Source organism: Mycoplana sp. MJR14 (assembly GCF_029210525.1).
Classification (GTDB): domain Bacteria; phylum Pseudomonadota; class Alphaproteobacteria; order Rhizobiales; family Rhizobiaceae; genus Mycoplana.
In genome coordinates, this window is sequence record NZ_JARGEO010000005.1 from 163515 (window position 1) to 180516 (window position 17002).

At 66.4% G+C, this 17002-nt stretch carries 13 protein-coding genes; 3 read left to right on the top strand and 10 right to left on the bottom strand.

What is annotated here, in order from left to right; genetic code table 11:
- Nucleotides 1–56: 56 nt before the first annotated feature.
- On the top strand, nt 57–953 hold the full coding sequence (locus P0086_RS14100) for a DMT family transporter (RefSeq protein ID WP_275786554.1): 897 nt from the start codon (nt 57–59) through the stop codon (nt 951–953).
- Nucleotides 954–977: 24 nt separating this feature from the next.
- Here the strand turns inward: P0086_RS14100 and P0086_RS14105 are convergent, their stop codons facing one another.
- Nucleotides 978–1880 carry a LysR substrate-binding domain-containing protein gene (locus P0086_RS14105; protein ID WP_275786557.1) on the bottom strand — a complete coding sequence of 301 codons (903 nt, stop codon included), beginning with the start codon at nt 1878–1880 and terminating at the stop codon, nt 978–980.
- Between the two features lie 306 nt (nt 1881–2186).
- On the opposite strand from P0086_RS14105, the gene P0086_RS14110 reads away from it, so the two are divergent.
- Together P0086_RS14110 and P0086_RS14115 are read left to right on the top strand one after the other, a co-directional pair.
- Nucleotides 2187–3521 carry an MFS transporter gene (locus tag P0086_RS14110; protein ID WP_275786560.1) on the top strand — a complete coding sequence of 445 codons (1335 nt, stop codon included), beginning with the start codon at nt 2187–2189 and terminating at the stop codon, nt 3519–3521.
- A 210-nt stretch (nt 3522–3731) separates the two neighbouring features.
- On the top strand, nt 3732–4151 hold the full coding sequence (locus P0086_RS14115; protein ID WP_275786562.1) for a heme-binding protein: 420 nt from the start codon (nt 3732–3734) through the stop codon (nt 4149–4151).
- Nucleotides 4152–4541: 390 nt separating this feature from the next.
- Here the strand turns inward: P0086_RS14115 and serA are convergent, their stop codons facing one another.
- The 9 genes from serA to pal all read right to left on the bottom strand — a co-directional run bounded on the left by serA (nt 4542) and on the right by pal (nt 16775).
- Complete coding sequence (serA, locus tag P0086_RS14120) at nt 4542–6137, bottom strand: phosphoglycerate dehydrogenase (RefSeq protein ID WP_112606769.1); 1596 nt, start codon at nt 6135–6137, stop codon at nt 4542–4544.
- 87 nt (nt 6138–6224) lie between these two features.
- Entirely contained in the window at nt 6225–7406 is a 1182-nt protein-coding gene (locus P0086_RS14125; protein ID WP_275786565.1) for a phosphoserine transaminase, read from the bottom strand.
- A 445-nt stretch (nt 7407–7851) separates the two neighbouring features.
- Entirely contained in the window at nt 7852–8691 is an 840-nt protein-coding gene (locus P0086_RS14130; protein ID WP_162702440.1) for an outer membrane protein, read from the bottom strand.
- Nucleotides 8692–8893: 202 nt separating this feature from the next.
- The gene (locus tag P0086_RS14135) at nt 8894–9718 is read right to left on the bottom strand and encodes an outer membrane protein (protein ID WP_148191688.1); all 825 of its coding nucleotides are present in this window, start codon (nt 9716–9718) and stop codon (nt 8894–8896) included.
- Between the two features lie 250 nt (nt 9719–9968).
- Nucleotides 9969–11321 carry a phosphoglucosamine mutase gene (glmM, locus tag P0086_RS14140; RefSeq protein ID WP_112593796.1) on the bottom strand — a complete coding sequence of 451 codons (1353 nt, stop codon included), beginning with the start codon at nt 11319–11321 and terminating at the stop codon, nt 9969–9971.
- A gap of 225 nt (nt 11322–11546) precedes the next feature.
- Nucleotides 11547–13469, bottom strand: a complete 1923-nt coding sequence (gene ftsH / locus P0086_RS14145) for an ATP-dependent zinc metalloprotease FtsH (protein WP_112593795.1) — start codon at nt 13467–13469, stop codon at nt 11547–11549.
- Between the two features lie 191 nt (nt 13470–13660).
- Nucleotides 13661–14956: a tRNA lysidine(34) synthetase TilS gene (gene tilS, locus P0086_RS14150; protein WP_275786570.1), complete on the bottom strand. Its 1296-nt coding sequence runs from the start codon at nt 14954–14956 to the stop codon at nt 13661–13663.
- 95 nt (nt 14957–15051) lie between these two features.
- Entirely contained in the window at nt 15052–16035 is a 984-nt protein-coding gene (gene ybgF / locus P0086_RS14155) for a tol-pal system protein YbgF (RefSeq protein WP_148178558.1), read from the bottom strand.
- A gap of 215 nt (nt 16036–16250) precedes the next feature.
- On the bottom strand, nt 16251–16775 hold the full coding sequence (pal, locus tag P0086_RS14160; protein WP_112593792.1) for a peptidoglycan-associated lipoprotein Pal: 525 nt from the start codon (nt 16773–16775) through the stop codon (nt 16251–16253).
- Nucleotides 16776–17002 lie beyond the last annotated feature (227 nt).

Consider the following 17002-nt stretch of genomic DNA (forward strand, 5'->3'; position numbering starts at 1 on the left):
AATAGTCCCTATTTGTCCGGTCCCTCGACCGAATTCGGCAACGAAACGCAGGCCCGATGACAGCGCTCAACCGAAAAGCCTATTTCTATCTCTGCGTAACCACGTTCTTCTGGGGCGGCAATTCGGTCGCCGGCAAGCTCGCGATCGGCCATGTCAGCCCGATGATGCTGACGACGCTGCGCTGGCTGGTCGCCCTCGTAATCGTCCTCGCCTGCATGACGCCGCAGATCAGGCGGGACTGGCCGACGATCAAGGCCCACTGGCTGCTTCTCTTCCTGTACGGCGCCGCCGGCTTCACCCTGTTCAACGTCCTTCTCTACACCGCGGTCGCCCATACGAGCATCATCAACGTGGTGATCGAGCAGGCCGGCATCCCGATGCTGATCTTCGTGATGAACTTCCTGCTGTTCCGCACGCCCGCCTCACCCGCCCAGATCGTCGGCTTCAGCGTGACGCTGCTCGGCGTGCTGGTGACGTCGGCGCATGGCTATCTCACCGCGCTGCTGGAGCTGGAGTTCAACTTCGGCGACGTGCTGATGCTGGCGGCCTGCCTGGTCTATGCGGCCTATACCGTCTCGCTCCGCTGGAAGCCGGTCATGCACTGGCAGAGCTTCATCGCCGCACCGGCCCTCGGCGCCCTCGTCAGCTCGCTGCCGCTGCTGTGGTGGGAGGTCAGCACCGGGCGGGCCATCGTGCCGGACACCACCGGCTGGATGATCGTCCTCTATGCGGGCATCTTCCCCTCGCTGCTGTCGCAGGTGCTGTGGGTGCGCGGCGTGGAACTCATCGGCCCCAACCGGGCGGGCCTGTTCATCAATGCCATCCCCGTCTTCGGCATCCTGCTGTCGATCCTGCTCGTCGGCGAGAGCTTCCAGCCGTTCCACTTCCTCGCCATGGGCCTCGTCCTCAGCGGCATCGCGATCGCGGAATGGGGGCGGCCGAAGAAGGTCTGACCGCTCCGCCCGCATCGGCCCGGCTCACGGCCGGGCAGCATCGGCGCGCGCGAGGCTGGCGGGAATGGTCTCGGTGAGCCACTTTTCCAGCGCCAGCGTATCCGGCCGCGTCGCGACGTGCGGCGAGATCCAGAGGACCAGCCGGCGCGGCCCCTTCACAAACCCGAACGGCGCCACCAGCCGCCCGGAGGCCAGGTCGTCGAGCACCAGCATCTTGGGCACGACCGCAAACCCCAACCCGAACCCCGCCGCCTGGATCAGCAGGTAGAAGTGGTCGAAGCTGCTGCGGATCGGCGCTGCCGGCAACGCCACGCCGGAGGCGGTGATCCAGTCCTGCCAGGCCTCCGGCCGCGTGTTGGTCGCAAGCAGTGCCGCCTCCGCCAGGTCGGCCGGGGTAGCGACCGGATTGGCCGCGAAGCAGGCGGGCGAGCAGACCGGCCCGATCCACTCCGCCGCAAGGTCGCGGATCAGCGCATCCGGGGGCGGTGCGATCGTGCTGCTGCGGATCGCCACGCTGATCTTGTCGCGCATGAAGTCGATGCGGTCGTAGTTCATGTTGAACTGCAGCTCGATTCCGGGATGGATCTCGTGGAACTGCGAGATGTGCGGGATGATCCAGCGCATCATGATCGAGGACGAGCAGGACAGCGTCAGGGGCCGGGGCTTGACCCGCTCGATGCTGGTGTGGATCAGCCGGAAGGCCGTGCCGAGCCCCTCGGCAAGCTGGATGCCCTCCGGCGTCGGGTCGGTGGACTTGGCGTTGCGGTTCAGCAGCAGCACGCCGAGCTGCGCCTCCAGCCCCTTCACATGCCGGCTCACCGCGCCGTGGGTGACGAACAGTTCCTCGGCGGCGAGCGTCATGCTGCGATGGCGCACGGTCGCCTCGAAGGCCTTCAGTGCTGTCAGCGACGGCAGGGACTGGCTCACTCTGCTCTCCTCGTTCGGACGGTCTGCTGTGAGTTGAACTCACAGCAAGCAGGACAATAAATCGATTGCGGAGTATGTCCAGCGACTAATAATAAGGCAGAGGAGCTGCCGAGTAGGCAGATTGGGGTGGAGAGGACGCGTTTTCGGACATTGCAGGCCACATATCCAAGTGAGTTTTAAACAACTCGACCTGGCAGCCTGCGAGGGAAAGCCAATCCAGCCAACTGCGCCTTCGGCCGGCTCGCGCCTCCGCCGCATCACACCTGGTGATGTGCGGGGCATCGCAACCAAGCCAGGGAGGACATCTTGCACGCAGTCAATCCAGCCGCCACCCAGACCAGCCAGGCGGAGCAATCCGCCATCAGCAAGATCTCGTGGCGCCTCGTCCCCTTCATCGCCCTGATGTTCTTCATCAACTTCCTCGACCGCACGGCGATCTCCTTTGCCGGCCCGAACGGGATGACGGCGGATCTCGGCCTGACGGCCGCACAGTTCGGCTTTGCCGCCGGCATCTTCTTCTTCGGCTACATCGTGCTTGAGATCCCGAGCAACCTCGCGCTGCACAAGTTCGGCGCGCGCAAGTGGCTGGCCCGCATCATGGTCAGCTGGGGCATCGTGTCGCTGCTGTTCACCTGGGTGGGCAGCGCCACCGAGCTCTACATCCTGCGCTTCCTGCTCGGCATCGCCGAGGCCGGCTTCTTCCCGGGCGCCATCCTGTTCCTCAGCATGTGGGTCCCCTCGCGCCACCGCGCCAAGATCCTGGCGCTGTTCTACCTCGCCCAGCCGCTGACGACCGTCATCGGCGCGCCGATCGCCTCGGCCCTCATCCAGGCCCACGGCGCCTTCGGCCTCGAAGGCTGGCGGATCATGTTCTTCGGCGTCTCCATCCCTGCGATCCTGGTCGGCATCGTCACCTGGTTCTACCTGCCCGACACCCCGAATGACGCCAGGTGGCTGAACCGGGACGAGAAGGACTGGCTGAACGGCGAACTGGCGAAGGAAGACAAGGTCAAGGCGAGCGGCCACGGCCGCATGACCGGCGCCGCCCTGAAGGACGGCCGCGTCTGGCTGCTCTCGGCGATCTACTTCGGCCTGATCTACGGCCTCTATGCGCTCGCCTTCTTCCTGCCGACGATCATCGCCGGCTTCGAGCAGAAGTTCGGCACCAAGTTCGACGTGTTCGACAAGGGCCTGATCACCGCCGTCCCCTATCTGCCGGCGGCCATCGCGCTGTTCTTCTGGAGCCGTGACGCCAGCAAGCGCGGCGTCCGCGTCTGGCACATCGGCATCCCGGCGCTGGTCGGCGCGCTCAGCATTCCTCTGGCGCTCTCGATGAACTCGCCCGAGGCGACGATCGCCGTCATCACCGTCACCGCCTGCTCGATCTTCTCGGCACTCCCGAACTTCTGGTCGATCCCCGGCCGGTTCCTCTCGGGTGCGGGCGCTGCCGCCGGCATCGCGCTGATCAACACGATCGGCAACCTCGCCGGCTTCGCCGCCCCCTACATCACCGGCGCGGTCCGGGATGCGACCGGGCTGTTCGAACTGCCGATGTACATCGTCGGCGGCCTGATGCTGATCTCCGCCATCCTGGCGTTCTCGATCGGCGGCAAGGTCAGGGAACCGCTGCCGGCCGCATGACGGTACGACATCTCCGCGCCGGCCCCGCCGGCGCGGAGCACGCTTCCGGTTCAGCCCTTCGCCGCCTCTCCGGATCCGACGCCCGTGTCGGGCTTCCCGGCCCGCACACCACGGTCATTTTTTCCCTCGCGGCAAAAGTCATTCTGCGCTGACCCGACTGCCCCTTCCCCTGTGGCCACGCTAGTCTCCGGCCGAACACAGGAGACAGTCATGACCAGCTACCGCGAAACGATCACCCTCAGCCACAAGGGCGCCATGGACATGCTCCAGGCCGCCGTCGCCCATGCCGAAGAGATCGGCGTGCCCCAGTGCATCTTCGTCGTCGATGCCAGCGGCGAGACGATCGCCAGCATCCGCATGGACGGCGCCAAGTATCTCAGCATGCATACGGCCCGGTCGAAGGCGCGCACCGCCGCCTCGATCAACAACGCCACCGGCGCCATGCCGGCGGAATTCGGCGTCGCGGCCGGCATTGCCTCCCAGGGCGGCGTCACCCATCTTCCGGGCGGCCTGCCGATCCGCTTCGGCGGCAAGCTCGCCGGCGCCATTGGCGTCGGCTCCGGCACCGGCGACCAGGATTTCGAAGTCGCCCGCGCGGCCTTGAAGGCGGTCGGCGCCGACGCGGTGTAACGCCGGGCGGCGACCTCCCGGCGGCCGGCGCATGCCGATCGTGCAGGGCACCGCGGCTTCGCTCAATCCCCACCATCGCCGTCTACTGTTGCCCCTCACCCTAACCCTCTCCCCGCAAGCAGGGCGAGGGGACGTGCCACACGCCATGCTGGAGATCAACGGAAACGTCGCAGCACCCGCCCTTCTCCCCGCTCGCGGGGAGAAGGTGCCGGCAGGCGGATGAGGGGCCGCTCGAAACGAACCACTGCCGCGGTCGCATTCAGCAACCGGCAACGCACAAGTTGGCCTCGACCTTAGCCAGACATCCCTTCCCCTCGCTTCTTCAACGCAAAAAGCCCGCCCCGGATCGCTCCGGCGCGGGCCTCTCGTTCGTCCTGGGAGGAGACGCAATCAGTCGACGTTGAAGACCAGCGGCTTGGCCTGGCGGATCGCCGGGTTGGCGCGCAGCCTGTCGAGAACCTCGTCCGAGACCGGGCCGTCGACATAGAGCAGCGCGATCGCATCGCCGCCTTCCCGCTCGCGGCCGAGCTGGAAGTTGGCGATGTTGACCTTCGCCTCGCCGAGCGTCGTGCCGATGAAGCCGATCATGCCCGGAACGTCGGTGTTGGTCAGGTAGACCATGTGGTTGCCGACATCGGCGTCGAGATTGATGCCCTTGATCTGGATGAAGCGCGGCTTGCCGTCGGAGAACACCGTGCCGGCGACCGAGCGGGTCTGGTTGGCGGTCTTGACCGTCAGCTTGATGTAGCCGTCGAAGACGCCCGACTTGTCGCGCTTGACCTCGGACAGGATGATGCCCTTTTCCTTGATCATGATCGGCGCCGAGACCATGTTGACGTCGGCCACCTGCGGGCGGATCAGGCCCGCGAGCACCGCGCTCGTCAGCGCCTTGGTGTTCATCGTCGCCGTCTGGCCGTCATAGAGGATCTCGATCTCCTTGATCGCGCTTTCCGTGACCTGGCCGACGAAGGCGCCGAGCACGTCGGCGAGCCGGATGAAGGGCTTCAGGATCGGGGCTTCCTCGGCGGTGATCGAGGGCATGTTGATGGCGTTGGAGACCGCGCCCTTGATGAGGTAGTCCGACATCTGTTCGGCCACCTGCAGGGCGACGTTTTCCTGCGCTTCCGTCGTGGACGCGCCGAGGTGCGGCGTGCAGACGACGTTCGGCAGGCCGAACAGCGGGCTTTCGGTCGCGGGTTCGACCTCGAACACGTCGAAGCCGGCGCCGGCGACATGGCCGGCCTTCAGCGCTTCCGCCAAGGCCTTCTCGTCGACGAGGCCGCCGCGGGCGCAGTTGATGATCCGCACGCCCTTCTTGGTCTTGGCGATCGCCTCGGCGTTGAGGATGCCGCGGGTCTTGTCGGTCATCGGCACGTGCAGGGTGATGAAGTCGGCCTGGGCCAGGAGTTCGTCCAGCTCGACCTTGGTCACGCCCATCTCCTCGGCGCGCTCCTTCGACAGGAAGGGATCGTAGGCGAGCACGTGCATGCCGAGCCCGATCGCCTTCTTGCAGACGATGCCGCCGATATTGCCGGCGCCGATGACGCCAAGCGTCTTGCCGGTAATCTCGACGCCCATGAACTTCGACTTCTCCCACTTGCCGGCCTGGGTGGAGCTGTCGGCGGCGGGAAGCTGGCGGGCGACGGCGAACATCAGCGCGATCGCGTGCTCGGCGGTGGTGATCGAGTTGCCGAACGGCGTGTTCATGACGATGATGCCGCGGCGCGAGGCGGCCGGGATGTCGACATTGTCGACGCCGATGCCGGCGCGGCCGATCACCTTGAGGTTGGTCGCGGCCGCGATCAGCTTCTCCGTCGCCTTGGTGGCCGAGCGGATGGCGAGACCGTCATAATTGCCGATGATCTCGGCAAGCTTTTCCTTGTCCTTGCCGAGCTGCGGCTGGAAATCGACTTCGACGCCGCGATCGCGGAAGATCTGGACGGCGGTTTCCGACAGTTCGTCGGATACGAGAACGCGAGGTGCCATGGGGGGCCTCCTTGGAAGATCAAATCTGAACGGGAATGCGGATTGGCGGCCTCGCCTCCGAGGGAGGCGGGGCCAGTCGCGCAAGGGTCAGGCCGCAGCCTTCGAAAGCGTCGCCTTCTGGGTCTCGAAGGCCCAGGTCAGCCAGGGCATCAGCGCCTGCATGTCGGCGGTGTCGATCGTCGCACCCGCCCAGATGCGAAGGCCGGACGGCGCGTCGCGATAGGCGCCGATGTCATAGGCGACGCCTTCCTTCTCGAGCAGTGCCACGACGCCCTTGGCGAAGGCCGCCTGCGCCTCGGCGTCGAGCGCCAGCACGTCCTTGTCGGCGATCGTCAGGCAGACCGAGGTGTTGGAGCGGGTCGCCGGGTCCTTGGCGAGGTTTTCGATCCAGTCGTTCTTCTCGACGAAGTCGAAGATCACCCCGGCGTTGGCATCGGCCCGCGCCATCAGCCCCTTCAGGCCGCCGACGGACTTCGCCCACAGAAGCGCATCGATATAGTCCTCGACGCAGAGCATCGAGGGCGTGTTGATCGTCTCGCCGCTGAAGATGCCCTCGATCAGCTTGCCGCCCGAGGTCATGCGGAAGATCTTCGGCAGCGGCCAGGCCGGCTGGTAGGACAGCAGCCGTTCGACGGCGCGCGGGCTGAGGATGATGACGCCGTGGGCGCCCTCGCCGCCCAGCACCTTCTGCCAGGAGAAGGTGACGACGTCGAGCTTGGCGAAGTCGAGGTTCTGCGCAAATGCGGCAGACGTCGCGTCGCAGATCGTCAGACCCTTGCGGTCGGCCGGGATGAAGTCGGCATTCGGCACGCGCACGCCGGAGGTCGTGCCGTTCCAGGTGAAGACCACGTCGTGGTCGAAATCGATGGTGGACAGGTCGGGGAGCTCGCCGTAAGGCGCCTCGATCTTGCGGGCGTCCTTCAGCTTGAGCTGCTTGACCACGTCGGTGACCCAGCCCGCGCCGAAGCTTTCCCAGGCGACCATGTCGACGGGGCGCGCGCCGAGCAGCGACCACAGCGCCATTTCGACGGCGCCGGTGTCCGAAGCGGGCACGATGCCGATCCGGTAGTCGGCCGGCACTTCCAGGATTTCACGGGTGAGGTCGATGGCCTGCTTCAGCTTGGTCTTGCCGACCTTGGCGCGGTGCGAGCGACCGAGCGGAGCATCGGAAAGGGCTTCGAGCGACCAACCGGGACGCTTCGAGCATGGGCCAGAGGAAAAGTGGGTATTGTTCGGACGCACGTCCGGCGCGGTGACGGTCTTCGTCATGATGGCTATCCTTCCAGATAGAAAGCCCTTCGTTGGGGAAGGGTGTCCCGCCGCCGGAAATATGGGATAGCCGAAACGAAGTCAATCCGAATATGTCGCGTCCGGAAAAATTTCCGGCGCATCGGGGATGGTTTACAGGGCATTGTCGCAGGGCTCGGTTTGACAGGGTGCCTGCTGTCGCGTCGTTGACGGCCGATCGCCGTGGCGACGCCTCCCCGTCATCCAAGACTTGGTCCGGGATCCGGCGGCGTCGCGTCTGCGACGCAGAAAGTGCTTTTTCGCGCAAGGACTTGCGCGGCTGGATGCCGGATCAAGTCCGGCATGACGGTGGCAATGGCATTGCGTTGAAGACACGGAAACGTCTGTTGCGCTGGCTGTCCGCCTGGACGCTCCATCGCCCGACCGGAGACATGGATCTCTCGAACGACCTTTGCCGTTGCCGGTCCTACCAGGTCGTGACGCGGATGCCGGCGCGGATCTCGTGGCGCTGGAAGCCGTCGTCATGGGCCTTGGTGCCGGAAGCGCCGAGCGCCTTCTCGGCGTCGTTGTAGCCGAACATCTTGCCGCCATCGATGTCCGAGTAGCGGTAGCCGATGTCGAGCTTCACCCGGTTCGTCAGGTCGTAGGAGGCGCCGGCCATCAGCGCATAGGTGAAGCGCCAGCTCTCCTCGCCGGGGTTGCGGACCGGATCGCCCTGCGAGGTGTCGCCGCAGACGCCGGCGCCGTCGACGCAGGTCGCGCGCGTCTTCAGGTCGTCCCACTGCACGTTCGTCGCGCCAACGCCGGCGCCGATATAGGGCGTGAAGCCGGCATAGGTACCGAGATCGACATAGCCGTTGGCGAGCACGCTGATGGCGTTGAACCCGCTGTCATGGGTGAAGTCGCAGCCCGTCCCGGCATTCTCGCCCGGGCAGGCCCGGCCGATCGACGAATCGGCGTCGAAGCTGGAGTTGAAGAAGTCGGTTGTCAGGTCCGTGCGCAGGAAGTTGTTGAACTGGTAGCCCATGCCGAAGCCATAGGAGAACGGCTTGGAGAAGCGCGCGTCGTCGAAAGGCTCGCGGCTCTCGTCCGCCCCGCCCTCGCCGATGTAGTTGTAGTCGATGTCGTCGCCCTCGATCGAGGGGGAATAGCCGATGTCGCCGCGGATGTACCAGCCCTGCGCGACCGCCACGGTCGACATGTCGACCTCCGGCGCCTCGGCCAGCGGATAGATCTCGCCGCCGGCGAGCGCCGTGCCGGCCGAAAGGCAGGCGATCATGGCAGCACCGAGAATTGTCTTTCGCACGATCATCTCACGCCCCCCGAAACGGCAGCCGGATTGCGGCTGGCTAACTGGGAGACAGTATCTCAGGGAGTGGTTAAGGGCCGGTTAAGCATGTTTGTTAACCACGTTCGGCCGGCCCAGCGGGCTTTCCCGCCGGCTGGGCGCAAACGCAGAAAGGCCGCCCGGTGGGACCGGACGGCCTTCGATGGAAGAGGAGCGAAGCTTACTTGTAGACGATCGGCTCTGCCGGCGGGACGTAGGGCACTTCGCAGGAATTGAAGGAGTAGCGCAGACCGACGCGGGCTTCGTGGACGAAGAAGCCGTCGTCTTCGCCCGGGCCGCCGTTCATCGCGTAGCCGAACATGTCGCCGCCGGCGATCTGGCGGAAGCGGTAGCCGGCATCGGCCTTCCAGTTGCAGGTCAGGTCGACCGAGGCGCCGGCCATCAACGCGTAGGTGAAGCGCCAGTCGTCCTTGCCGCTGTGGGTGACGGTGTCGTCGCAATCGCCCGGATCGTCGACCGAGCAGGAGGTATTGCGCAGGTCGCCCCAGTTGACGCGGGTGGCGCCGATACCGGCACCGACGTACGGGGTGACGCCGTAATAGGTGCCGAGATCGACATAGGCATTGGCGAGCAGGCTCAGCGCCGACCAGGAGGCGCGGTCGGAGGAGACGCAGTCGTCGGACACGCCGCAGCTGCCGCTGGTCGAACCGTTGAAGTCGCCGTCGAACAGGTAGTCGAGCGTCACGTCCGTGCGGAAATAGTCGTTCCACTGGTAGCCGACGCCGCCGCCGAGCACGACGCCGCCATCGAGGTCGGTGTCGTCGAAGTCCGTCTTGGTGCCGTCCGGGCCGCCCTGGTAGTAGCTGGCGCCGCGCATATGGGTCCAGCCGTAGCCGACGTCGCCGCGCAGGTACCAGCCGCCGGTCGACAGCGCCACCGCTTCGGCAGGTGCGGGCTGCACCGGCTCCGGTTGAAACGCGTCCGCCGCAAAGGCCGATGAGCTCACGACCAGAGCTGCAATGGCGCTACCAAGATACTTCATCATGCCCCAACTCCATGGACTGGTACTCGACGCCGCAGAGCGCGCAGCGCCGACATTCATCGGTTTGGATGGATAATGAAGCGCAAAGGTTAAGTTGCAATTAACTACGAAGCTTTACTCTGGTTGTTAACGACCGGGTAAGGTTCGCGCCGGGCGCATGAAAAAACCGGGGCGCATGGCGTGAGATTTCGCCCACGCGATGCGCCCCGGCCCGCCAGCATGCCCCATTTATACTTGAAGATGTCCCGCCGGTTCAGGCGGCGTTGCGGACCGAACCGATCACCCCCACCAGTTCGTCGACGATCCGCTCGACCATGGCATGGTCGTCGCCTTCCGCCATGACGCGGATCAGCGGCTCGGTGCCCGAAGGCCGGATCAGCAGCCGCCCGGTCTTCGCCAGCGCATTCTCGGCCTCGGCGATCGCAGCGATCACCTGCGCGTCCTCCAGCGGCTTGCCGCCCGAGTAGCGCACGTTCTTCAACACCTGCGGCACCGGCTCGAAGCGATGGCAGATCTCGCTGACCGGCCGTCCGCTGCGCTTGACGCAGGCGAGCACCTGCAGCGCCGCCACGAGGCCGTCGCCGGTGGTGCCGAAGTCCGACAGCACGATATGGCCGGACTGCTCGCCGCCGACGTTGAAATCGTGCTGGCGCATGTGCTCGACGACGTAGCGGTCGCCGACCTGAGTGCGTTCCAGCCCGAGCTTCTTGCTCTTCAGGAAGCGCTCCAGGCCAAGGTTGGACATGACGGTGGCCACCAGCCCGCCGCCCTTGAGCATGCCGTCGGCCGCCCAGGTCTCGGCGATCACCGCCATCAGCTGGTCGCCGTCGATCAGCTTGCCGTTCTCGTCGACGATCTGCACCCGGTCGGCGTCGCCGTCGAGCGCAATGCCGATGTCGGCGCGCACCTCGTCGACTTTGCGCTTCAGGGCTTCCGGATGGGTCGAGCCGCAGTCGAGGTTGATGTTGGTGCCGTTCGGGTCCGCGCCGATCGTGACCACGTCGGCGCCGAGCTCCCAGAGCGCCGCCGGTGCGACGCGATAGGCCGCGCCGTTGGCGCAGTCGATCACCACCCTCAGGCCATGCAGCGTCACGTCACGCGGCAGCGTGCGCTTGGCATGCTCGATGTAGCGGTCGTGCACGCCGTCGATGCGCTTGGCCCGGCCGATGTCGCCGGCCTTGGCGAGCTGCGGCACGATGTCGTCGTCGAGCATCGCCTCGATCTGCGCCTCGAGCTCGTCGGAAAGCTTGTAGCCGTCCGGGCCGAACAGCTTGATGCCGTTGTCCTGGAACGGATTGTGGGAGGCCGAGATCATCACGCCGATGTCGGCGCGCAGCGACCGCGTCAGCATGGCGACGGCCGGCGTCGGGATCGGTCCGAGAACGAAGGCGTCGACGCCGGCGGCGGTGAAGCCCGCCACCATGGCGTTTTCCAGCATGTAGCCCGAAAGACGGGTGTCCTTGCCGATCACCACGCGGTTGCGGTGCGTGCCGCGGCGGAAGATCGTTCCCACTGCAATGCCCACCCGCATGGCGAGGTCGGGCGTCATGGGGAAGACATTGGACTGGCCCCGGATCCCATCGGTGCCAAAATAGCGACGCTTCATCTGCGCTCCTGCTGTCGTCTGTTCGGATTGCGCGCCGATGGGCACCTTTGGCCCGCCCCGGCATCGCACATCCGCCTGTTTCGCCCTCTTTGCCACAGAACGGGCGAGAGGGCATCTGAAATTCAATTTCTGCCGTTACAGCCCGTTACCGGAACCGGCAAGGGTGAACGAAAAAAGCCGGCCGCATGAACGGCCGGCCCCTTTTGATTTTGACGAATGCTCCCGCTATTGCGGCTGCGGCTCGAGCCCGGCTTCGGGCTCGCCGCCCTTCTTCGGGCCGGCCTTCGGAACGGCCGAGCCGCGGTGCGGTGGGCTGTCGTCGCCGAGGTCGCGGGCCGGCTTCTCGCCGCGGATCAGCGCCTTGATCTCGTCGCCGGTCAGCGTCTCGTATTCGAGCAGGCCTTCCGCCAGCGCCACGAACTCGTGGTGCTTCTCGGTGATGATGCGCTTGGCCTCGGCATAGGCCTCGTCGATCAGGCGGCGGATCTCGTTGTCGATCTTCTGCGCCGTGGATTCGGAGACGTTCTTCGACTGGGCGACCGAATGGCCGAGGAAGACCTCCTGCTGGTTCTCGCCATAGGCGACCTGCCCGAGCTGGTCGGAGAAGCCCCACTGGGTGACCATGGCGCGGGCGAGCTTGGTCGCCTGCTCGATGTCGGAGGAGGCGCCGGAGGTGATGTTCTCCTTGCCGAAGGTGATCTCCTCGGCGACGCGTCCGCCCATCATGATGGCGAGCCGCGAGACCATCCACTTGTAGCTCATCGAATAGCGGTCGCCTTCCGGCAGCTGCATCACCATGCCGAGCGCGCGGCCGCGCGGGATGATCGTCGCCTTGTGCAGCGGGTCGGCCATCGGCACGTTCAGCGCCAGGATCGCATGGCCGGCCTCGTGATAGGCGGTCAGCTTCTTCTCGGCCTCGGTCATGGCGGACGAGCGGCGTTCCGCGCCCATCATGATCTTGTCCTTGGCGTCTTCGAATTCCTGCATGGTCACCAGGCGCTTGTTGCGCCGCGCCGCCATCAGCGCCGCCTCGTTGACGAGGTTCATCAGGTCGGCACCGGAGAAGCCGGGCGTGCCGCGGGCCAGCACCTTGAGGTCGACGTTCGGCGCCAGCGGCACGTTGCGGACATGCACCTTGAGGATGCGTTCGCGGCCGACGATGTCCGGGTTCGGCACGACGACCTGGCGGTCGAAGCGGCCGGGACGCAGCAGCGCCGGATCGAGCACGTCGGGGCGGTTGGTGGCGGCGATCAGGATGATGCCCTCGTTCGCCTCGAAGCCGTCCATCTCGACGAGCAGCTGGTTCAGCGTCTGTTCGCGCTCGTCGTTGCCGCCGCCGAGACCGGCGCCGCGATGGCGGCCGACGGCGTCGATTTCGTCGATGAAGATGATGCAGGGCGCGTTCTTCTTCGCCTGCTCGAACATGTCACGGACGCGGGAAGCACCGACGCCGACGAACATCTCGACGAAGTCGGAACCGGAAATGGTGAAGAACGGCACGTTGGCTTCGCCCGCGACCGAGCGCGCCAGCAGCGTCTTGCCGGTGCCGGGCGGGCCGACGAGCAGCACGCCGCGCGGGATGCGGCCGCCGAGCCGCTGGAACTTCTGCGGGTCGCGCAGGAATTCGACGATCTCTTCCAGGTCCTGCTTGGCCTCGTCTACGCCGGCGACATCGGCGAAGGTGACGCGGCCATGCGCCTCGGTCAGAAGCTTGGCCTTGGACTTGCCGAAGCCCATCGCCCCGCGCGATCCGCCCTGCATCTGGCGCATGAAGAACAGCCAGACGCCGAGGATCAAAAGCATCGGCAGAAGCGTGCCGATATAGCTGAGGAAGCTGTTGGAACCGTCCGTCTCCGGCCGGGCGTTGATGACGACGTTCTTGGCCTCCAGCCGCTCCGTCAGCGCATCATCGATCGAGGGCGCATAGGTCTGGAAGGTCGTTCCGGTCTCCACATAGCTGCCGACGATCTTGTTGCCCGTGATCACGACTTCCTTGACCCTGCTGCCGTCCACCTCTTTCAGGAACTGCGAATAGGGAATGTCCCGAGAACCGGTCTGGGCCGGGCTCGTCTGGAACATGCTGAAAAGAGCGATCAGCAGCAGCGCTATGATGGCCCAGAGGGCGACATTGCGGAAGTTTGGGTTCATCAGCTTTCCGGGCACTTTCTCGGCTGCAGGGGTTGCGCCGTCTCATTTGCTCCTAACATAGGGTCGTGGCGCCGCCTTGCCAAGGCAAACCGAACGCCCCCGGACCTTTTCTCCGATCATCGTTGATGCATATGGCGGTTTTGCGGTGCGCGCCGCTGCCGCCGGCGCCCGCGCGGGGCGTTGCCCGCCGTTCAGCCCGGCTGGAATCCCATGGCGAGCGGCAGCGGCGGCTGCGGCGGCAGCCCGAACAGACGGGCCAAGGCCTGGGCAACCGGCAGGTCGAAAACCGGCAGGTAGCGGTCATAGGGCGCAAGGATTGGCGCGATGGCAAGGGAGGCCGCGACGACAGCCCTGCCCTCGCCGTCGACCGCCACCGGCCGGCTCCGCCCGGCGCGCCGCACGACACCGTCCGGGATGCCCGGCGGAGCGGACATGTCTACGGCGCCGGCCGCAGCACCGGGTTGGACGAGGAGCGGGACCTCGCCGAGGTTGCGGACCCGGAAGCGGCCGTCCCAGACAGCACTTTCGCCCGCCGGGATCCGGAGGCTCGCAAGGCCGCGCTGCTCGCGATAGAGAAAGAGCCCCTCCCGGCGGCGGTCGAACACGACCCGGCCGGCCGTGAGCCGGGAGAGCACGCCCCGCTCGAGAAAGGCCGAGAGACGATCTGCCGCAGCCTTCCCCCGCCGGTGCTCGCGCCCGCCGAGGACGGCGCAGAGCGCAAGCAGCGCCTGCAACGCGGCGTCCGAGGCCGTGACGGCGGCGACGCCCGGCGCCGGCACAAAGGCGAGCGTCGCATCGTGGACGCGCACGGCGCTGTCGAGGAAGGCGGCCCCGTCCCGCCCAGCAAGGTGGCGCGCCCGGGCGGCGGCCGTCCAGCCGGTATCGTCGATGGATGCGGGATGCGTCCCCTCCGTCTCCCCCGCCGCGCTCATCGCGTGGAGGCGAACGCGCACCCGCTCGAAGGCCCTGTTGGCATTGCTCGGATCGTCCAGCCAGCCCTGCCCGCAGCGCCGGAGAAAGGCGCGGATGTCTTCGCGCGACACGCCGAGCAGCGGTCGCAGCAGCCAGACGGCGTTGTGAACCAGGGTTGCCGGTGCGATCCCGGCGAGGCCGGCCCCGTCGTTTCGGCGCGCCCCCCGCATCGCCACCGTCTCCCGCTGGTCGTCGCTGTTGTGGGCGGTCACGATCGCCTCGGCCCCGAGATCGCGGACTGCCTCGACCAGAAGGGCATGGCGCGCCTCGCGCGCCGCGGCCTGCACGCCCCGTTGCGGTTTCGGCCCGCTCCAGCAACGCGTCGTGTGCGCAATGCCGCGCCCGGCACAGAGCGCCGCCACCCAGCGCGCCTCGTCGGTCGAGGCCGTGCGCAGCCCGTGGTCGATCGTGCAGGCAGAGAGGGAAAAGCCAGGAAAGCGGCCGGATTTCAGCGCTTCGTCCAGCGCGATCAGCAGGCCGACGGAATCGCCGCCGCCGGAAACGGCTACGAGCAAGCGGGCGGGTTTGTCAAAACTGTTCAGAAATCGGGCGACGGCGCCTTCGACGGGTCCGGGTTCGGCGCGCGTCACGGCGTCGCTCCGCGAACGGCTCAGCAGGACAGCCGGCTCTGCTCGCTGCTGACCTTGGTCTTCACCGCCTTGGAGGCGTTCGGATAGCGCTTGCCGACTTCGCGCAGCGTCGCGCAGGCGGTTTCGCGGTTGTCGAGGGCGGCAAGCGACATGCCGAGCTTCAGGAGCATTTCGGGCGCCTTCTTGGAGGTGCCGTAGGTCTGGTGCGCATTCAGGAACGTCTTGGCGGCATCGTTGAAATTACCCTGCGAGTACTGCGCCTCGCCCATCCAGAAGCTGGCATCCGCCGCCTTCTCGCCTTCCGGGAAGACCTCGAGATAGTCGCGGAATTCCTTCTCGGCGAGCTGGTAGTCGCCCGACAGCACGTGGCCGTAGGCGGCATTGTAGATGTCGTCCGGCCTGTCGAGCGCGGCCGTCGACTGGCTGTCCACCGGCGGCAGGCCGCTGTCGACGCCGGGCACCGGGCCGCTGCCGAGCGAGGCGCTCTCGCTCATGTCGGCGCCGATCGGGTTGCCCTGCTCGTCGAAGCGGATGCTGCCGAGCGCCTGCGGCGGCTTGGCCGTCGAACCGGCGGCGGCCGTGTCGTCGCTGCCCGCGGCGGAGGGATCCGCCGGGGGCTCGGTTGCCGCCGTCTGGCCGCCGGCCTGCGCATCCGCGCCCGCCGGCCTTTCCAGCGCACCGCTCTTGCCGGTGCCCTTGCCGCTCTCCAGGTCCTGGAAGCGATACTCGTTGTCCTCCTGCGTCTTGCGCAGCTGTTCCTGCATCTGCAGAAGCTGGAAGCTCATTTCCTCGATCCGGCCGTTCAGCGAGCGGATCTGCTCCTCGAGCTGGCCGATGCGCATCAGCGAGTCGTCAGACTGCGCCAGCACGACCTCCTTGTCCGCCTTGCCGCCCCCCGGCAGTAAGCGGTTCGCCAGCGCCTGGAGCGGCGACGCGTGCAACGCATCCACCGGCCCTGCGAAGGCTGCCAGGCCGATAAGGCCTGCCGCGACGATCTTCTTCATATGTGCGTGTCCTGTTGGTCCGAATTCGCGCATTCCCGCGCAGCCGCAGGTTTTTCCAAATGCTGTCAAAAAGCAACGGAGTTCGGCCAAAGTGTGTTAAAAAACTCAAGCCCCGCGGGCAACCGTCGATTTGCGCGCGCACTGTGTCGCAAACGCAAAGGCCCGCCATTGCTGGCGGGCCCTTCCAGGACGGCGACGCGGCGCCGATCCCTTGATTACATGCCGGCGCCACCGAGCACGGTGACGGCGCGACGGTTCTGCGACCAGCACGAGATGTCGTCGCAGACGGCGACCGGCTTTTCCTTGCCGTAGGAGATCGTCTTCATGCGGCCGGCCGGAACGCCGCGGCTGGCGAGGTACTGCTTGGTGGCCGTGGCGCGGCGTGCGCCGAGCGCCAGGTTGTACTCGCGCGTGCCGCGCTCGTCGGCATGACCTTCGATCGTGATCGCGTAGTTCGGGTAGCGCTGCAGCCACTGCGCCTGCTTGTCCAGCGTCGCAGCCGCATCGGCGCGGATCGAGGTGGAATCGGTGTCGAAGAAGATGCGGTCGCCGACGTTGACGGTGAAGTCCTGGGGCGAGCCCGGGGTCGCATTGTTCAGGCCGAGTTCGCCGGCGCTGTTGGGCATATTCTTCTTGTTGGCGCAGCCGGCAAGGGCCAGGCCCATGAACAGGGCGAGGATTGCGGGGTTGCGGGCGAGGGTCTGCATGCGGCCAGCGGCCGGGACTTCAGTGCGGCTCATGAGCCGGTCTCCTTAGCATCAGTTCAACAGGGCTTGGGTTTCAATCAGGGTTGCCAGACTGTAACCGCACGCGGTTAATCGGCATTCAACGATTATGGTTAACAATCGATTACGCAAAATACTCAGACCATCTGCCTTCAAACGACAAACGCCGCCGAATCCCTCGCCTTTCAGCCCTTGGTTTAACGGACTTTGAGGCGAGAAAGCGGCGGCGCCGTCACGTTTGG

Coding starts and splice junctions, on each gene's coding strand:
- pal (WP_112593792.1), bottom strand. CDS start 16,775: ATGAGCCGCACTGAAGTCCCGGCCGCTGGCCGCATGCAGACCCTCGCC.
- P0086_RS14135 (WP_148191688.1), bottom strand. CDS start 9,718: ATGATGAAGTATCTTGGTAGCGCCATTGCAGCTCTGGTCGTGAGCTCA.
- serA (WP_112606769.1), bottom strand. CDS start 6,137: ATGGCACCTCGCGTTCTCGTATCCGACGAACTGTCGGAAACCGCCGTC.
- P0086_RS14100 (WP_275786554.1), top strand. CDS start 57: ATGACAGCGCTCAACCGAAAAGCCTATTTCTATCTCTGCGTAACCACG.
- glmM (WP_112593796.1), bottom strand. CDS start 11,321: ATGAAGCGTCGCTATTTTGGCACCGATGGGATCCGGGGCCAGTCCAAT.
- ftsH (WP_112593795.1), bottom strand. CDS start 13,469: ATGAACCCAAACTTCCGCAATGTCGCCCTCTGGGCCATCATAGCGCTG.
- P0086_RS14125 (WP_275786565.1), bottom strand. CDS start 7,406: ATGACGAAGACCGTCACCGCGCCGGACGTGCGTCCGAACAATACCCAC.
- ybgF (WP_148178558.1), bottom strand. CDS start 16,035: ATGAAGAAGATCGTCGCGGCAGGCCTTATCGGCCTGGCAGCCTTCGCA.
- P0086_RS14115 (WP_275786562.1), top strand. CDS start 3,732: ATGACCAGCTACCGCGAAACGATCACCCTCAGCCACAAGGGCGCCATG.